This window comes from Halomonas maura (assembly GCF_030409305.1).
GTDB lineage: Bacteria > Pseudomonadota > Gammaproteobacteria > Pseudomonadales > Halomonadaceae > Halomonas > Halomonas maura.
The window spans coordinates 67,145-83,463 of sequence record NZ_JAUFPQ010000013.1 but is presented as its reverse complement, the minus strand read 5'-3'; the positions used below and the strand labels follow the sequence as shown (position 1 = coordinate 83,463).

Genomic DNA, 16,319 nt, shown 5'->3' with positions numbered 1-16,319 from the left:
CCGTGTAACCAGAGCGAGACCAACAATCATGAAGAAACACGTTCTAGCGACAGCGGTAGCGGCGACCACCCTGGCCCTGTCCGGCATGGCCCAGGCCGAGGTCAAGGTCGGCTTCCTGGGGGGCTTCACCGGCGGCATCGAGAGCCTGACCCCGCCGATATTCGACGGCGCCCAGCTGGCGGTGCAGCAGATCAACGAGCAGGGCGGGGTGCTGGAGGGCGAAGAGATCGTCATGCCCACCGGCGACACCACCTGTTCCGATGCCTCGGCGGCCTCCAACGCGGCCGACCGCATGGTCAACACCGAGCGGGTCACCGCCATCGTCGGCGCCCTGTGCACCGGCGCGACCATCGCCTCGGCCAACAATGCCGCCATCCCCGGCGGCGTGACCATGGTCTCGCCGGCCTCCACGGCGCCGGCGGTCTCCGAGCTCGACGACAACGACCTGGTGTTCCGCACCGTGCCCTCGGACGCCTTCCAGGGCCAGATGCTGGCCAAGCTGCTGCTGGAGCAGGGCATCGAGGAGGTGGCGGTCACCTACGTCAACAACGACTACGGGCGCGGCCTGGCCGATGCCTTCGCCTCGGCCTTCGAGGAGGGCGGTGGCACGGTGCTGGAGAACCTGGCCCACGAGGACAACCGTGCCGACTATCGCGCCGAGCTGGGCACCCTCTCCGCCACCGGCGCCCAGACCCTGGTGGTGCTGGCCTATGCCGACACCTCCGGCCAGACCGTGCTGCGCCAGGCCTACGAGAGCGGCATGTTCACCCAGTACGTGGGCGGTGACGGCATGGTCGGCGACAGCCTGATCGAGGCCATCGGCGCCGATGTGCTCGAGGGCATGATCGCCACCCGGCCGGGTAGCCCGGAGCTGCCCGGCACCGAGATCTTCAACCAGGCCGCCCAGGCCGCCGGCATCGACCCGAGTGCGGTGTTCGCCGCCCAGGCCTACGACGCGGCCTTCCTGCTGGGGCTGGCCATCGAGCAGAACGGCAGCGCCGAGCGCGAGGGCCTCAACGAGGCACTGCGCAGCGTCGCCTCCGCCCCGGGCGAGGTGATCCTGCCCGGCGAATGGGAGAAGGCCAAGGAGCTGATCGCCGCCGGTACCGAGATCAACTACGAGGGCGCCTCCGGCAGGCACGAGTTCGACGACAACGGCGACGTGCCGGGCGTGGTGCAGGAGATGAAGGTCGAGGAAGGCACCTTCGCCATCCAGGGCTACGTCGACCCCGACGACTGATCGCCTTTCTCGATCAGGCGCAATGAAGGCCCCGGCAGCGATGCCGGGGCCTTGTTGTTAAGGAGTAAGGAGTAAGGGGTAAGGGGTAAGGGGCAAGGGGTCCGGCGTGGGGCAATGCTCCTCACCCTTCACCCTTCACCCCCGCGGGCGTCTCAGGCGATCTGCTTGGCCTTCTCGGGCAGCAGGCCCTTGGGCGCGAAGCGCAGCACCAGGGTGATCAGCAGGCCGATCACGAACACCCGGGCCTGGAGGGCGCGGCTGTCCAGGTTGGTGGGGGCGTCCCAGCCGAAGGCGTTCTCGCCGAAGGACACCGCCAGCTCCATCAGGAACAGCGCCAGGGGCTCGGACATCAGCCAGATGATGTAGACCGCCACGGCGCCGAAGAGGGTGCCCAGGTTGTTGCCGGGGCCGCCGAGGATGACCATCACCAGCACCAGGAAGGTGTGGTTGAGCGGCAGGTAGCCCTGGGGATCGAAGAGGCCGTTGAAGTTCGCCAGCACGGCGCCGCCGATGCCCATCAGGATGCAGCCCAGCACGAAGATCTCCAGCCGCCGGCGGTTGATGGTCTTGCCCATCGCCGCGGCGGCGACCTCGTTGTCGCGGATGGCGCGGATCATGCGGCCCCAGGGGGCATGGTAGGCGCGATGCAGCAGGAAGAAGATCACCGCGATCAGCACCGCCGTCACCGAGAAGTACAGCGCCCGGGCCAGGGTGAAGCCCAGCTCGATGGGCCCCGGGACCGGCCAGGGCAACGGCGAGACGGTGGCGGTGCCGCGGGTCAGCCAGTCGGAGTTCTTGAGGAAGGCCTTGATGATCTCGGCGATGCCCAGGGTGGCGATGGCCAGGTAGTCGCTGCGCAGGCCCAGGCAGACGCGGCCGATGAAGTAGCCGACGCCCCCGGCCAGGGCGCCGCCGACGATCCAGCCTACCCAGGACGGCAGGCCCAGGCCGCCTACGAAGCCGGCCCGGGACTCGATCTGGTCGGTCACCTCGCGGAAGGCGCTGATCACCACCAGGTAGAGCACCACCGCCAGCAGCACGGCGATCAGGGTGCGCAACCTCTTCGGCACGCCCAGGCGGTCGAGCCGGGAGGCGCCGACCACCAGGAGCACGGCACCGACGCTGTACAGCAGCACCCGGCCCAGCTCGCCGGGCAGCTCGCTGTCCCAGAAGGCCTCGTTGACCGGCACGCTGAAGCTCATGGCGCAGAAGCCGCCCAGGGCCACGAAGCCCATCACGCCGGCGTTGAACTGGCCGGCGTAGCCCCACTGGATGGTCAGCCCCAGGGCCAGGATGGCGTAGCAGCCGGCCTCCACCAGCATGCGGGTGCTGTAGGCGGCCCCCATCAAGGCGTAGACCCCGAGCACGGCGGCCAGCAGCACCAGGAAGAGGATGACTTCGCGCAGCGGGAAGCGGCGCGGCGCGGCGACGCTATCGGTTGTTGTCTTGTCCATCAGATCACCTTGCCCTTGAAGATGCCGGTGGGGCGCCACACCAGGATGACGACGAGGATGAAGAAGGGCACCACGATCTTGTATTCGGTGCCGACGAAGGCCAGGTTGCCGGGCAGCGACAGCCATTCGGGCAGGCTGTCGCGGAAGGGCCTGAGCAGCACGCTCCAGTTGAACACCGCCAGGGTCTCGGCGAAGCCGACCACGAAGCCGCCGGCGATGGCGCCGTAGGGGTGGCCGACGCCGCCGACGATGGCCGCGGCGAAGATCGGCAGCAGCAGGAAGAAGCTCAGGTCGGGCTTGAAGGTGACATCCAGCGACAGCAGGGTGCCGGCGATGGCGGCGAGCCCGCCGGCGATCACCCAGGTCACCGCAACGATGGTGTTGGTGTTGATGCCCGAGGCCTGGGCCAGGTCGGGGTTGTCGGACATGGCGCGCATGGCCTTGCCCAGCCGCGAGCGCGACAGGAAGAGGTGCAGGCCCACCACGGCGACGATGGTCAGCACGAACAGGTAGAGCTGGGGCTCGGTGACCACCACCGGCACGCGCACGCCCTCGAGGGGCACGGCGAGGCGAAAGATCTCCTTGCGGTCGTCGACGTAGAGGCTCTGGCCGCCGGTACCGGCGAACAGTCGGATCAGGCCCTGCAGCATCAGGGTCACGCCCAGCGACGCGATGACGAAGACGATGGGCTTGACGCCATGAGCGCGCAGCGGCTTGTAGAAGGCCCGGTCGAGGCCCACCGCCAGGGCGGCGGTGAGGACCATGGCCAGCGGCAGCATGATCAGCGGCGTGGGCACCCCGAGGGCCGCGCCGGCCTGGGGGAACAGGGTGGTCAGCAGCAGCACCATGAAGGCGCCGAAGGTCATCATGTCGCCATGGGCGAAGTGGGCGAAGCGCATGATGCTGAAGATCAGCGTCACGCCCACCGCGCCGATGGCGTAGATCGACCCGGTCACGCTGCCGGCGATCACCACGTTGTTGATGAAGAAGACGAATTCGTTCACGGGACCTCTCCGTAGGTGTACCGTTGCGCGGCTCAGCCGCCCAGGAAGCTCCTGGCGACCTCGGGGTCGGCCAGCAGGGCCGCGCCGCTGTCGGTGAAGCGGTTCTGGCCGGCGGCCAGCACGAAGCCCTTGTCGGCGATGGCCAGGGCCTGCTTGGCGTTCTGCTCGACCATCAGGATGCCCACGCCGGCGGCGTTGATCTCCTTCACCCGCTCGAAGATCTCGTTCATGTACAGCGGCGAGAGCCCGGCGGTGGGCTCGTCGAGCAGCAGCAGGTCCGGCTCGGCCATCAGCGCCCGGCCCATGGCCACCATCTGGCGCTGGCCACCGGAGAGCTCCCCGGCGGGCTGGTGGCGCTTCTCGAGGAGCGGCGGGAAGAACTCGAAGATCCGGGCCAGCATGCGCTTGACGTTGTCGGGCTTGAGGAAGGCGCCCATCTCGAGGTTCTCCTGCACCGTCAGGCTCGGGAAGACGTTGTACTCCTGGGGCACGAAGCCCATGCCCTGCTGCACCAGCTTGTTGGTCGGCCGGTTCTGGATCGGTTCGCCGCGCAGCAGGATCTCGCCCTGGCTGACGTGGAGCAGGCCGAAGATGGCCTTGAGCATGGTCGACTTGCCGGCCCCGTTGGGGCCGACGATGACGCCGATCTCGTTGGCCTCGATGGCCATGTCCACCCCGTTGAGGATGTTCATGCCGCCGTAGCCGCCATGCACGTCCCGTGCATCGAGTAGTGGCATAGGAGGGCCTCTGTGTTGGCGGACGGTCCGCGCCGCCCGGCGTTGTGGTGGATCCCGTGGCGACCGGCGCCCTCAGGCGGGGGTAGAGCCGAAGTAGGCCTCGATGACCGCGGGATTGTTGCGAATCTCCTCGATGGTGCCCTCGACCATCACGCTGCCCTGGGCCATCACGATCACCGGGTCGCAGAGCCGCGCGACCATGTCCATGTCGTGCTCGATGACCAGGAAGGTGTAGCCCAGCTCGCGGTTGAGGCGCTCGATGTTGCCGATCAGGTCGCCGAGCAGGGTGCGGTTGACCCCGGCGGCGATCTCGTCGAGCAGCACCACCCGGGCGTCGGTCATCATGGTGCGGCCGAGCTCGAGGAGCTTCTTCTGGCCGCCGGAGAGGTTGCCGGCGAGTTCGTTGCGCACATGGTGCAGGCCGACGAAGTCGATGACCTCCAGCGCCCGGCGGCGCACCTCGGCCTCCTCGACGCGCACCAGGGTCGGCTTGAACCAGGTGGCGAAGAGGTGCTCGCCGGCCTGGCGGGGCGGCACCATCATCAGGTTCTCCAGCGCCGTCATGTTCGAGAACTCGTGGGCGATCTGGAAGGTGCGCAGCAGGCCCTTGTGGAACAGCTCGTCGGCGGGGTGGTTGGTGATGTCCTCGCCGTCGAGGAACACCCGGCCACTGTCCAGCGGCAGGGCCCCGGCGATGATGTTGAACAGCGTCGTCTTGCCGGCGCCGTTGGGGCCGATCAGGCCGGTGATCGAGCCCTCCGCCACCTGCAGGGAGCAGTCGTTGATGACCTTCAGGCCGCCGAAGGCCTTGTTGACGTGTCGTACGTCGATGATGGCTGACATGTCACACCCGTACTGAGTCGTTTGTTGTTGTGGCCGGCGCGTGGCGTTTCATGACCCCTGGCGCTCGGCCAGGAAGGTGCGGCCGGCGGCGAAGGCACCGACGATCACCACGGCACCGATGGCGGGCAGCAGGTAGCCCTCCACCTGGGGAATGGTGCGCAGGAAGACGAAGGCCACCGCCGCCGGGGCGATGAAGCGCACCAGGAAGCGCCAGACGCGGAACCAGGTCTCGTTGGTGCGCATCTCCTTCATCACCTCGCCATGGGTCAGCGCCCAGCCGGCGAACAGCGCGATCAGCATGCCGCCCAGCGGCATGAAGATGTTGGTGAGCAGCTCGAGCAGACCGAAGGCGCTGCGCCCGAACAGCGTGTGGAAGAGGGTCTCCTCGGCCATCAGGTTGAAGCTGAACACCGTGAGCAGGCCCAGCGCCCAGCTGGCGATGACCATGGCCGACACGGCCTGGGGACGCTCGAGGTCGAAGCGCTCCACCAGGAAGGCGGCCACCGGCTCGATCAGCGAGATCGAGGAGCTGATGGCGGCACCCAGCACCAGGATGAAGAAGATCCCGCCCAGCAGGGCGCCGGCGGGCATCTCGGCGAAGGCCAGCGGCAGGGTGACGAACATCAGCCCGGGCCCCTCGCCGGGGTCGAGGCCGGCGCCGAAGACCAGGGCGAAGATCGCCAGGCCGGCGATCATCGCCACGGCGGTATCGACCACGGCGATGGCGAAGGCGGTGCGGGTCAGCGAGGCGTCGCTGGACATGTAGGCGCCGTAGGCCATGATCGCGCCCATCCCCAGGCTGAGGGTGAAGAACGACTGGCCCATGGCCTGCAGCCAGCCTTCCAGGCTCAAGTCGGCCACGTTGAAGGTGAACAGGAAGGTCGCCGCCGCGGCCAGGTCGCCGATGGCCGCGGAATAGACCAGCACCACCATCAGGATCACGAACAGCGCCGGCATCAGCACGCGCAGGCCGTTCTCGATGCCGCGGTGGATGCCCAGGCCGACGATCAGCGCCGAGGCGCCGATGAACAGCGAGTGGTAGAGGGTCAGCAGCGGCGGGGAGGCCAGCAGGGCGTCGAAGCTCGCGGCGACGGTCTCGGCGTCGGCCCCGTCGAGGCTGCCGGTGAGCATCAGTCCGGTGTAGTGCAGCGCCCAGCCGGCGATCACCGAGTAGAAGCTGAGGATGATGAAGGCCGAGGCCGCGCCCAGCCAGCCGATCGTCTCCCAGCCCCGGGAGGTCTTGTGGGTGCGGGTCAGGAAACGCATGCCCATGATCGGGCTGCGCCGGCTGTTGCGGCCGAGCATGATCTCGGCGATCAGGATCGGGATGCCGACCGCGAAGATGGTCAGGGCGTAGATCAGGATGAAGGCGCCGCCGCCGTTCTCGCCGGTCAGGTAGGGGAAGCGCCACAGGTTGCCGAGCCCCACCGCCGAGCCGACTGCGGCCAGCAGGAAGGTGCCCTTGTGCGTCCAGACGTTGTGCGTGCTCATCGGGTGCCCGCGATTGCGTGTCGGCCTGGTGGGCCGGCGATGGTCTCTGCGCCGGTGTCGCCGGCTCGCCTGACCATCACTTTGCGCTATCGAACGACCGCTTGACCAGTCGACTTGCGTTTAGGAGCCGTTGGCGGGGGTGGATGGTATCCCCGCGGCCCATCAGTCTCGCTCGTCGTCGTCCGCCTCCGGGTGGCGGGGCTCCATGGCCCGGTAGTCATCGGGCAGTCGGACGATGTCGCCGAGCTGCAGGTCGCCGACGCTCTGCTTGCGTCGACCGTTGTCCGCGGCGATCAGCGCCATCACCTCGCCGATGCTGGTGTCCTCGACCCGGGCATCGACCCGCACCCGTACGGTGAAACCGCGCAACCGCGCGCTGATGATGCTGCCCACGTGGGGCTCCGGGTAATCCTGCGGATGGTCGGCGTAGTAGCGCAGCACGCTGGCGCTGCCGGGATCGTCCCACTCGACATGCTTGTGCATCGGGGCCACCTCCATGAAAAAAGACTGAAGCTTCAGCATAGTCCCCGGCGGCGGGCGGCGGCCATAACGCAAGAGCCCGCCGGGTGGCGGGCTCTTGAGGGTACGGCGCAGCGGGCTTACTTCTTCTTGGCGCGCTTGCGCTCGTTCTCGCTGAGGTACTTCTTGCGCAGGCGGATATGGTTGGGGGTGATCTCCACCAGCTCGTCGTCATCCAGGAACTCGATGGCCTGCTCCAGGGTGAAGCGCACCGGCGGGGTCAGCACCAGGTTCTCGTCGTTGCCGGAGGCGCGCATGTTGTCGAGCTTCTTGGCCTTGGTGGGGTTGACCACCATGTCCTCGGCACGGTTGTTGATGCCCACCAGCATGCCCTCGTAGACCTCGGTGCCGTGCTCGACGATCAGCTTGCCGCGATCCTGCAGGGCGAACAGCGCATAGGCCAGCGCCTTGCCGGGCACCATGGAGACCAGCACGCCATTGCGCCGCTCGATGGAGGCGTCGGGCTTGAGCGGGCCGTAGTGGTCGAAGCGGCTGGTGAGGATGCCGGTCCCCGAGGTCAGGGTCAGGAACTGGCCACGGAAGCCGATCAGCCCGCGCGCGGGGATGATGAAGTCCAGGCGCACGCGGCCCTTGCCGTCGGGGTTCATGTTGGACAGCTCGCCCTTGCGGTAGCCGAGCTCCTCCATGATGGCGCCCTGGTGCGCCTCCTCGCAGTCGATGATGACCTCTTCGTAGGGTTCCTGCCTGACGCCATCGATCTCGCGGATGATCACCTCGGGGCGGCCCACGGCCAGCTCGAAGCCCTCGCGACGCATGGTCTCGATCAGCACCGAGAGGTGCAGCTCGCCGCGGCCGGAGACGATGAACTTCTCCGGGGTCTCGCCCTGCTCGACGCGCAGCGCCACGTTGTGGATCAGCTCCTGCTCGAGGCGATCCTTGATGTTGCGGCTGGTGACGAACTTGCCGTCCTTGCCGGCGAAGGGCGAGTCGTTGACCTGGAAGGTCATGGACACGGTGGGCTCGTCGACGGACAGCGGCGGCAGCGCCTCGACGGCGGCCGGGTCGCACAGGGTGTCGGAGATGGCCAGGGCGTCGATGCCGGTGATGCAGACGATGTCGCCGGCGGTGGCCTGCTCGGTCTGCACCCGCTCGAGGCCCATGTGGGTCATCACCTGGCCGATCTTGCCGCGGCGCTCCTTGCCTTCCTTGGTGACCACCATGACCTGCTGGTTGGGCTGGATGGCGCCACGGGTGATGCGGCCCAGGCCGATGACGCCGACATAGCTGTTGTAGTCCAGCGCCGAGATCTGCATCTGCAGCGGGCCGTCGAGCTCGACCTTGGGCGGCTCGACGATGTCGACGATGGCCTGGAACATCGGGGTCATGTCGTCGGCCAGCGCGTCGGGCTCGGGGCCGGCGACGCCGTTGAGCGCCGAGCAGTAGATGATCGGGAAGTCGAGCTGCTCGTCGCTGGCGCCGAGGTTGTCGAACAGGTCGAAGATCTGGTCGATGACCCAGTCGGGGCGGGCGCCGGGGCGGTCGATCTTGTTGACCACCACGATCGGCTTGAGGCCCTGGTCGAAGGCCTTCTGGGTGACGAAGCGGGTCTGCGGCATGGGGCCGTCCACCGCATCGACCATCAGCAGCACGGAGTCGACCATGGACATGACGCGCTCGACCTCGCCGCCGAAGTCGGCGTGTCCGGGGGTGTCGACGATGTTGATGTGATAGTGCTGCTCGTCCGGGCTCTGCCAGCGGATCGCCGTGTTCTTGGCCAGGATGGTGATGCCGCGTTCCTTCTCCTGGTCGTTGGAGTCCATGATGCGCTCCTGGCCCTCCGCCTTGCGGTCCAGGGTACCGGACTGCTGGAGGAGTTTGTCGACCAGGGTGGTCTTGCCGTGGTCGACGTGAGCGATGATGGCGATGTTGCGAAGATTCTCGATCACGACGGGATCCTGCTGGGAAAAGTGGGGCAGCATTATAGGGGCAGGGCGATGACCGCTACCAGCCTTGTCGGCGGGAATCCGGCCAACAAGTTTGGCGAGCCCATGGATTCAATGACCTGCAGGGGCGCCGACGGTTCCCCGGCGCAGGCGGCGAGGCAAGGCGAGTCGCCGTCGCCGCGCATCATTGTGGTGCATTGTTTCCCCTCATGCCCCACAAGAGGGCATTTTTTTGGCCCCGCTGCGCTTCATGGTAGGGCATTGCAGGCGGCTCGGCGTTTGGCAAGCCCGCGCCCCATTTTTTTTTACTTTTCAGTCAGTGGGTTATCGGGGGGCAAGGCCGGTGCACCAAAAGGCTGGCACGCTTTCTGCTTGCCAGTGGGCAGTGCCATGCTTGTGCATGGCGTCGTGGGCAGTGAGCCCATGGCATGCTACAACATCGTCTGGACTGGCCGGCTTGCCGGCGACCGGCGGCACAGAACAAGCGGATTACCCGAAACCAAGCCATCTACATCTAGTGGAGGACCTCATGTCCGAGAAGACGCTCGCCCTGATCGAAGAGCATGATGTGAAGTGGATCGACCTGCGCTTCACCGATACCAAAGGCAAGGAACAGCACGTCACCATTCCGGCCCGCGACGTGGACGAGGAGTTCTTCGAGAACGGTCAGATGTTCGATGGTTCCTCCATCTCCGGCTGGAAGGGCATCAACGAGTCCGACATGATCCTGCGTCCGGAGGACGGCAGCGGCTTCCTCGACCCCTTCACCGAGGACGCCACCCTGGTGCTGCGCTGCGACATCATCGAGCCGGCCACCATGCAGGGCTACGAGCGCGACCCGCGCTCCATCGCCAAGCGCGCCGAGGCCTACCTGCAGTCCACTGGCCTGGGTGACACCGCCTTCTTCGGCCCGGAGCCGGAGTTCTTCATCTTCGATGAGGTGCACTGGAAGTCCGACATCGAAGGCTCGATGTACAAGATCAGCTCCGAGGAGGGTGCCTGGGCCACCGACCGTCAGGTCGAGGGCGGTAACCTGGCGCACCGTCCGCGGGTCAAGGGCGGCTACTTCCCGGTGCCCCCGGTGGATAGCTTCCACGATATCCGTGGCGCCATGTGCAACACCCTCGAGGCCATCGGCCAGAGCGTCGAGGTGCACCACCACGAGGTCGCCAACGCCGGCCAGAACGAGATCGGCGTGAAGTTCAATACCCTGGTGAAGAAGGCCGACGAAGTTCAGGAGATGAAGTACGTCATCCACAACGTGGCCCATGCCTACGGCAAGACCGCCACCTTCATGCCCAAGCCGCTGGTCGGCGACAACGGCTCCGGCATGCACGTCCACCAGTCGTTCTGGAAGGACGGCCAGAACCAGTTCGCCGGCGACGAGTACGCGGGACTCTCCGAGATGGCGCTCTACTACATCGGCGGCATCATCAAGCACGCCCGGGCCCTGAACGCCTTCACCAACGCCTCCACCAACTCCTACAAGCGCCTGGTGCCGGGCTTCGAGGCGCCGGTGATGCTGGCCTACTCGGCCCGCAACCGTTCCGCGTCGATCCGCATCCCCTACACCGCGAGCCCCAAGGGCAAGCGTGTCGAGGCCCGCTTCCCGGACCCGACCGCCAACCCCTACCTGTGCTTCGCGGCGATGCTGATGGCCGGCATCGACGGCATCAAGAACAAGATCCATCCCGGCGACGCCATGGACAAGAACCTCTATGACCTGCCGCCGGAAGAGGGCAAGTCCATTCCCACCGTGGCCAACAGCCTGGATCAGGCCCTGGAGTCGCTGGATGCCGACCGTGGCTTCCTCACCGAGGGTGGCGTCTTCACCGACGAGATGATCGATGCCTACATCGAACTGCTCTCCGAGGACGTCGAGCGCATTCGCATGACCACCCATCCGGTCGAATTCGACATGTACTACAGCTGCTGATGGTGGCGGCGCCCAGGCGCCGCACCCGGCACACAGAGGCACGCCCATGGGGCGTGCCTCTTTTTTTGTCTCACGGCAGCAGCATATGCCCGGCGACGCCCAGCGCGAAGCCCATCACCGCGCCCAGCGGGGGCCCCCAGTGGCGCTCGAGCCGGGCCTGGGGGGCGAGGTCCTGGAACACCGAATAGAGGATGCCGCCGGCGGCGAACAGCATGATCGCCGCCACCGCCGAGGGGTAGGGGGCCAGCCACAGGAAGCCGCCGAGCCCGGCCAGCGGGCCCAGCCAGGCCATGGCGAAGAACAGGCCGAGCAGGCGCCGGGTCGAGTAGTGGGTGCTGTCGCGGAGCTCGCGGTAGGCGTTGAAGCCCTCGGGCAGGTTCTGCAGGGCCATCAGCAGGGCGAGCAGCGCGCCGCCGCTGCCGCCGTAGGCGAAGGCCGCGCCCAGGGCCAGGGCCTCGGGGAGGAAGTCGGCGAGCATGGCGGCGAGCTGGCTGGCCGAGGCGCCGCTCAGGTGGAGCAGGATGTCCAGCCCCATGAAGGCCAGGCCACCGGCGAGGAACCAGGCCAGGGCCGGGCCGACGGCCAGGTCGTCGACGCCGTTGGGCACCAGCACCAGGGCCACCGCCGAGAGCAGCGCGCCGCCACCGAAGGCGATGATGCCGTGGCGCAGTTCCGTCTCCAGCCAGCGCGGGCCGATGCGTTCCTCCAGGGCGATCCAGCCGCCCAGGGGCATGGCCATGCCCGCCATCAGGGTCAGGGCCACTACCGCCTGCCATGCATCCATGCGTCTTCTCCTCGGGAACTCGCCGGGTTCCCATCCTACAGCGCCATCGCGCGCCGGCCACCCGGCGGGCAGCACCGGCGTTCCGTGTGCCGCCACTTCTGGGCTAGGCTTGTCTTAGGGGATCGCCCTGCTGCCTCAGGGAGGGAAGGGAGCGCCCCACTGCCATCCAGGAGAGACGCATGAACAAGGCACTCGTGATGCTGGTGCTGGGCCTGTCGGTGAGCCTGACGGCCGGCGCCGAGACCATCTATCGCACCACCGACGCCCAGGGCAACGTGGTCTTCACCGACGACCCGGAGCGCGGCGGCGAGGCGGTGGAGCTGGACCCGTTGACCGTGGTGCCCGCCCGAGAGGTCCGCGCGCCGAGCCTGTCGCCGGTGGTGCAGGACGACGAGACGCCGAGCGCCGCGGGCACCGCACCGGGGCAGCCCTTCATGCCCTATGACATGTTCTCGATCCTGGCACCGGATAACCAGGCGACCCTGCCCACCGGGGCGGCCGGCAATATCCAGGTGCGCCTGGGCATCCAGCCCGAGCTGCGCGATGACCATCGGGTGCGGTTGCTGCTCGATGGCCGGGTCAGCCAGTCGGCCATGCACACCGATACCTTCCTGCTCTCCAACCTCAACCGCGGCGAGCACCAGCTGCAGGCCGAGTTGCTCGATGCCAGCGGCGCCGTGCGCCACCGCACCGCGCCATTGACGCTCTACGTCCAGCGGGCCAGCGTCAACCTGCCCCAGAATCCCAACAACCCGGGCGGTTAGCTGCCCCTTCGCCGGCCACATCGACCGCTGTGTCCGGACGGCACCTTCAGGCCCTGTCATCCGCCGCCGAGACGCGATGACGGGGGCTTCAATGCCTTCGACCATGCCGACCGGGTCAAGGAGGGTCGCGCCTTCGAGCACGCCGAGCGGCTGCGCGACGGCGATGGCCTGCGCGACGAGGACGCCCGTGATCGCCATGAGCACGAGCATCGCTCCCGCCTGCGCCATCATCATCCCGATGCCCCCTGATTCGTCTTCCCGACGTGCGTGCACCCGTTTGGTGCACTAAAGTGGTGCAAGGCGCCCGCGCCGGTCCACCCTGTGGCGCCGGCATGTCGCGCTTCTCCGAAGTGGCGCACTTCTTGCACCGCTATATGGCCAGTCCACGACCGACGCTTGCCGGGAACGCACCATGTATCAACGCCTGATGGAACATCTCACCACCGCCGTCCTGCTGCTGGACGGGGAGCTGTGCCTGCGCTGGATGAATCCCGCGGCGGAGGCCCTGCTCGCGCTGAGCCGTTCGCGGGTGGTGGGCCAGCCCCTGCCCGGCCTGGTGGTGGGTGAGGAGGACATCGGCGAGGTGCTCACCAAGGCGCGCGACGAGTTCCATCCCTTCACCCAGCGCGAGGCGCGCCTGATCCTGCCCACCGGTGAGCCGCTGACCGTGGACTATACCGTTACCCCCCTCTCGCCGGATGAGCTGCTGCTGGAGATGGAGCCCCGCGACCGGCTGCTGCGCATCTCTCGGGAGGAGGCGCTGCAGACCCGCCAGGAGACCATCAAGGTGCTGTCCCGGGGGCTGGCCCACGAGGTGAAGAACCCCCTCGGCGGCATCCGGGGCGCGGCCCAGCTGCTGGAACGCGACCTGGAGAGCCCGCAGCACGCCGAGTTCACCCGCATCATCATCGAGGAGGTCGACCGGCTGCGCGACCTGGTCGACTCGATGCTGGGCCCCAATCGCCTCAATCGCCACGAGCCGTTGAACATCCACAGGGTGCTGGAGCGGGTGCGGGCCCTGCTGGCCGTGGAGCATCCCGAGGTCACCATCAGCCGCGACTACGATCCCAGCCTTCCGGACCTGATGGGCGACGAGTCGCAGATGATCCAGGCCATGCTCAACGTGGCGCGCAACGCCGTCGAGGCCATGACCGAATCGGGCATTGACGCGCCCACCCTGGTGCTGAAGACCCGGGCCCGCCGCCAGTTCACCCTGGGCGCGGAGCGCCATCGGCTGGTCTGCGAGGTGTCGATCATCGACAACGGGCCGGGCATCCCCGACGCCCTGCGCGAGACGCTGTTCTATCCCATGGTCTCGGGGCGCGCCGAGGGCAGTGGCCTGGGGCTGTCCATCGCCCAGTCGATCCTGCACCAGCACCAGGGCCTGATCGAGTGCGACTCTGCGCCGGGCCATACCGAATTCCGACTGCTGATACCGCTGGAGAAGTGCCATGACTGAAGCCGCTCGCGTCATGGTCGTCGACGACGATCGTGCCATCCGCTGGGTTCTCGAACGCGCCCTGGCCCAGCCCGACCTGGCCGTCGAGTGCGTGGAACGGGCCGACCAGGTACTGCCGCGGCTGCTCGAGGCCCCGCCCGATGTCCTGGTCACCGATATCCGCATGCCGGGCATCGACGGCCTGGACCTGATGGCCCGGGTGCGCGCTGCCCATCCGGACCTGCCGGTGATCGTCATGACCGCCCACTCCGACCTCGACAGCGCGGTGGCGTCTTACCAGGGCGGGGCCTTCGAGTACCTGCCCAAGCCCTTCGACGTGGACGAGGCGCTGGCCCTGGTGCGCCGGGCCGTGGCCCATGCCCGCGAGCGCAAGCGCCCGGTCACGGCCCCCGAGGGGCTCGACACCGAGATCATCGGCGAGGCGCCGGCGATGCAGGAGGTGTTTCGCGCGATCGGTCGGCTCTCCCAGTCGCATATCACGGTGCTGATCAACGGCGAGTCGGGCACCGGCAAGGAGCGCGTGGCCCAGGCGCTGCACCAGCACAGCCCGCGGGCCGGCAAGCCGTTCATCGCCCTGAACATGGCGGCGATCCCCCGCGACCTGATCGAGTCCGAGCTGTTCGGCCACGAGAAGGGCGCCTTCACCGGGGCTACCGCCCAGCGCCAGGGGCGCTTCGAGCAGGCCGATGGCGGCACCCTGTTCCTCGACGAGATCGGCGACATGCCCGCCGAGACCCAGACCCGCCTGCTGCGGGTGCTGGCCGACGGCGAGTTCTACCGGGTCGGCGGCCACACCTCGGTGAGGGTGGACGTGCGCATCATCGCCGCCACCCACCAGAACCTGGAGGGCCTGGTGGACGAGGGGCGCTTCCGTGAGGACCTCTTCCACCGCCTCAACGTGATCCGCATCCACCTGCCGCGGCTGGCGGACCGACGCGAGGACATCCCGCGGCTGGCCCGGCACTTCCTGGCCGAGGCCGCCAAGGAGCTCTCCACCGACGTCAAGGTGCTGACCGAGGAGGCGGAGGCGCACCTGACCCGACTGACCTGGCCGGGCAACGTGCGCCAGCTGGAGAACACCTGCCGCTGGCTGACGGTGATGGCCTCGGGGCGCGAGGTGCTGGTCGAGGACCTGCCGCCGGAGCTGCGCGACGGCGACCATGGCGGGAGCTCCGGCGACTGGCGGCTGGCCTTCCGCGACTGGGCGGACCGCGCCCTGGCCGCCGGCCATACCCACCTGCTGGAGGAGGCGGTGCCGGATTTCGAGAAGATCCTGATCGAGACGGCGCTCAAGCACACCGGCGGGCGCAAGGGCGAGGCCGCCGAACTGCTGGGCTGGGGTCGCAACACCCTCACCCGCAAGCTCAAGACGCTGCTGCCGGAGATGGCGGAGGATTGAGCCGCCGAGCTGCTGGGCTGGGGGGGCGCAATACGCGCTCTCTTTAAGGGCCGGCAAGCTCAAGACGCTGCTGCCGGAGATGGCGGAGGAGTGAAACCCTGAGGAGGCGGTGCCGCTGTCGAGACTCGGCGAGAAGATCCTGATCGAGACGGCGCTCAAGCACACCGGCGGGCGCAAGGGCGAGGCCGCCGAACTGCTGGGCTGGGGTCGCAACACGCTGACCCGTAAGCTCAAGACGCTGCTGCCGGAGATGGCGGAGGAGTGAAACTCTGGGGAGGCGGTGCCGCTGTCGAGACTCGGCGAGAAGATCCTGATCGAGACGGCGCTCAAGCACACCGGCGGGCGCAAGGGCGAGGCCGCCGAACTGCTGGGCTGGGGGCGCAATACCCGCTCTCCTCAAAGGGCCGGCAAGCTCAAGACGCTGCTGCCGGAGATGGCGGAGGACTGAGCCGCCGAACTGCTGGGCTGGGGTCGCAATACCCGCTCTCCTCAAAGGGCAGGTAAGCGCAAGACGCTGCTGCCGGAGATGGCGGAGGACTGACGGAAGGGGGAAGGGGGAAGAGAGGCCATCCCCTGGCTTCCTGCCATCTTCCAGGTGTGAAGCACCGGTCTTCCGTCTTCAGCGGCGCAGCGGCGTTTCTCCCCTTCGGCCATGCAGGGCAGATCAGCGAGCCCGCGAGCGAATCCGACAGGCTCAGCCCAGCGGCAGAGTCGAGAAAGTGACGAGGGGCGCCGGCCATGCCGGCGCCCCTCTTCGTTTCGGGTGTTGCTCAATACGTGAGCGG

General features: G+C 67.8%; 14 protein-coding genes and 1 pseudogene. 7 read left to right on the top strand and 8 right to left on the bottom strand.

Annotated features, from left to right (window positions below; translation table 11 throughout):
* Positions 1-28 precede the first annotated feature (28 nt).
* Positions 29-1,240 carry an ABC transporter substrate-binding protein gene (locus tag QWY76_RS07250; protein ID WP_435388967.1) on the top strand — a complete coding sequence of 404 codons (1,212 nt, stop codon included), beginning with the start codon at positions 29-31 and terminating at the stop codon, positions 1,238-1,240.
* 152 nt (positions 1,241-1,392) lie between these two features.
* Here QWY76_RS07250 and QWY76_RS07245 read toward each other — a convergent pair whose 3' ends face one another.
* From QWY76_RS07245 to typA, 7 genes are all read right to left on the bottom strand, one after another.
* Positions 1,393-2,694, bottom strand: coding sequence for a branched-chain amino acid ABC transporter permease (locus QWY76_RS07245; protein ID WP_290310447.1), 1,302 nt, complete (start codon positions 2,692-2,694; stop codon positions 1,393-1,395).
* Positions 2,694-3,698 carry a branched-chain amino acid ABC transporter permease gene (locus tag QWY76_RS07240; protein WP_290310446.1) on the bottom strand — a complete coding sequence of 335 codons (1,005 nt, stop codon included), beginning with the start codon at positions 3,696-3,698 and terminating at the stop codon, positions 2,694-2,696. Before QWY76_RS07240 ends, QWY76_RS07245 begins: the two co-directional genes overlap by 1 nt.
* 32 nt (positions 3,699-3,730) lie before the next feature.
* Positions 3,731-4,435: an ABC transporter ATP-binding protein gene (locus QWY76_RS07235; protein ID WP_290310445.1), complete on the bottom strand. Its 705-nt coding sequence runs from the start codon at positions 4,433-4,435 to the stop codon at positions 3,731-3,733.
* Between the two features lie 72 nt (positions 4,436-4,507).
* On the bottom strand, positions 4,508-5,278 hold the full coding sequence (locus QWY76_RS07230) for an ABC transporter ATP-binding protein (protein WP_290310444.1): 771 nt from the start codon (positions 5,276-5,278) through the stop codon (positions 4,508-4,510).
* A 48-nt stretch (positions 5,279-5,326) separates the two neighbouring features.
* The gene (locus QWY76_RS07225; RefSeq protein WP_290310443.1) at positions 5,327-6,769 is read right to left on the bottom strand and encodes a sodium-dependent transporter; all 1,443 of its coding nucleotides are present in this window, start codon (positions 6,767-6,769) and stop codon (positions 5,327-5,329) included.
* 162 nt (positions 6,770-6,931) lie between these two features.
* On the bottom strand, positions 6,932-7,252 hold the full coding sequence (locus tag QWY76_RS07220) for a hypothetical protein (protein ID WP_290310442.1): 321 nt from the start codon (positions 7,250-7,252) through the stop codon (positions 6,932-6,934).
* A gap of 116 nt (positions 7,253-7,368) precedes the next feature.
* Positions 7,369-9,195 (bottom strand): translational GTPase TypA, encoded by a 1,827-nt coding sequence (gene typA / locus QWY76_RS07215; RefSeq protein WP_290310440.1) that lies wholly within the window; start codon positions 9,193-9,195, stop codon positions 7,369-7,371.
* A gap of 526 nt (positions 9,196-9,721) precedes the next feature.
* On the opposite strand from typA, the gene glnA reads away from it, so the two are divergent.
* On the top strand, positions 9,722-11,128 hold the full coding sequence (gene glnA / locus QWY76_RS07210; protein ID WP_290310439.1) for a glutamate--ammonia ligase: 1,407 nt from the start codon (positions 9,722-9,724) through the stop codon (positions 11,126-11,128).
* A 70-nt stretch (positions 11,129-11,198) separates the two neighbouring features.
* On the opposite strand, the gene QWY76_RS07205 is transcribed toward glnA, so the two are convergent.
* Positions 11,199-11,912: a ZIP family metal transporter gene (locus tag QWY76_RS07205; protein ID WP_290310438.1), complete on the bottom strand. Its 714-nt coding sequence runs from the start codon at positions 11,910-11,912 to the stop codon at positions 11,199-11,201.
* A gap of 179 nt (positions 11,913-12,091) precedes the next feature.
* Between QWY76_RS07205 and QWY76_RS07200 the strand changes: the two genes are divergently transcribed.
* The 5 genes and pseudogenes from QWY76_RS07200 (at position 12,092) to QWY76_RS07180 (ending at position 15,982) form a co-directional block, all read left to right on the top strand.
* Positions 12,092-12,676 (top strand): DUF4124 domain-containing protein, encoded by a 585-nt coding sequence (locus QWY76_RS07200; protein WP_290310437.1) that lies wholly within the window; start codon positions 12,092-12,094, stop codon positions 12,674-12,676.
* 412 nt (positions 12,677-13,088) lie between these two features.
* Positions 13,089-14,135, top strand: a complete 1,047-nt coding sequence (gene glnL / locus QWY76_RS07195) for a nitrogen regulation protein NR(II) (protein ID WP_290310436.1) — start codon at positions 13,089-13,091, stop codon at positions 14,133-14,135.
* Positions 14,128-15,534 (top strand): nitrogen regulation protein NR(I), encoded by a 1,407-nt coding sequence (gene ntrC, locus QWY76_RS07190; RefSeq protein ID WP_290310435.1) that lies wholly within the window; start codon positions 14,128-14,130, stop codon positions 15,532-15,534. The genes glnL and ntrC overlap by 8 nt, the downstream gene beginning before the upstream one ends.
* 100 nt (positions 15,535-15,634) lie before the next feature.
* Positions 15,635-15,799, top strand: a pseudogene (locus QWY76_RS07185) (helix-turn-helix domain-containing protein); the annotation flags it as partial.
* A 15-nt stretch (positions 15,800-15,814) separates the two neighbouring features.
* Positions 15,815-15,982, top strand: coding sequence for a helix-turn-helix domain-containing protein (locus tag QWY76_RS07180; protein ID WP_290310434.1), 168 nt, complete (start codon positions 15,815-15,817; stop codon positions 15,980-15,982).
* The last annotated feature ends 337 nt before the right edge of the window (positions 15,983-16,319 follow it).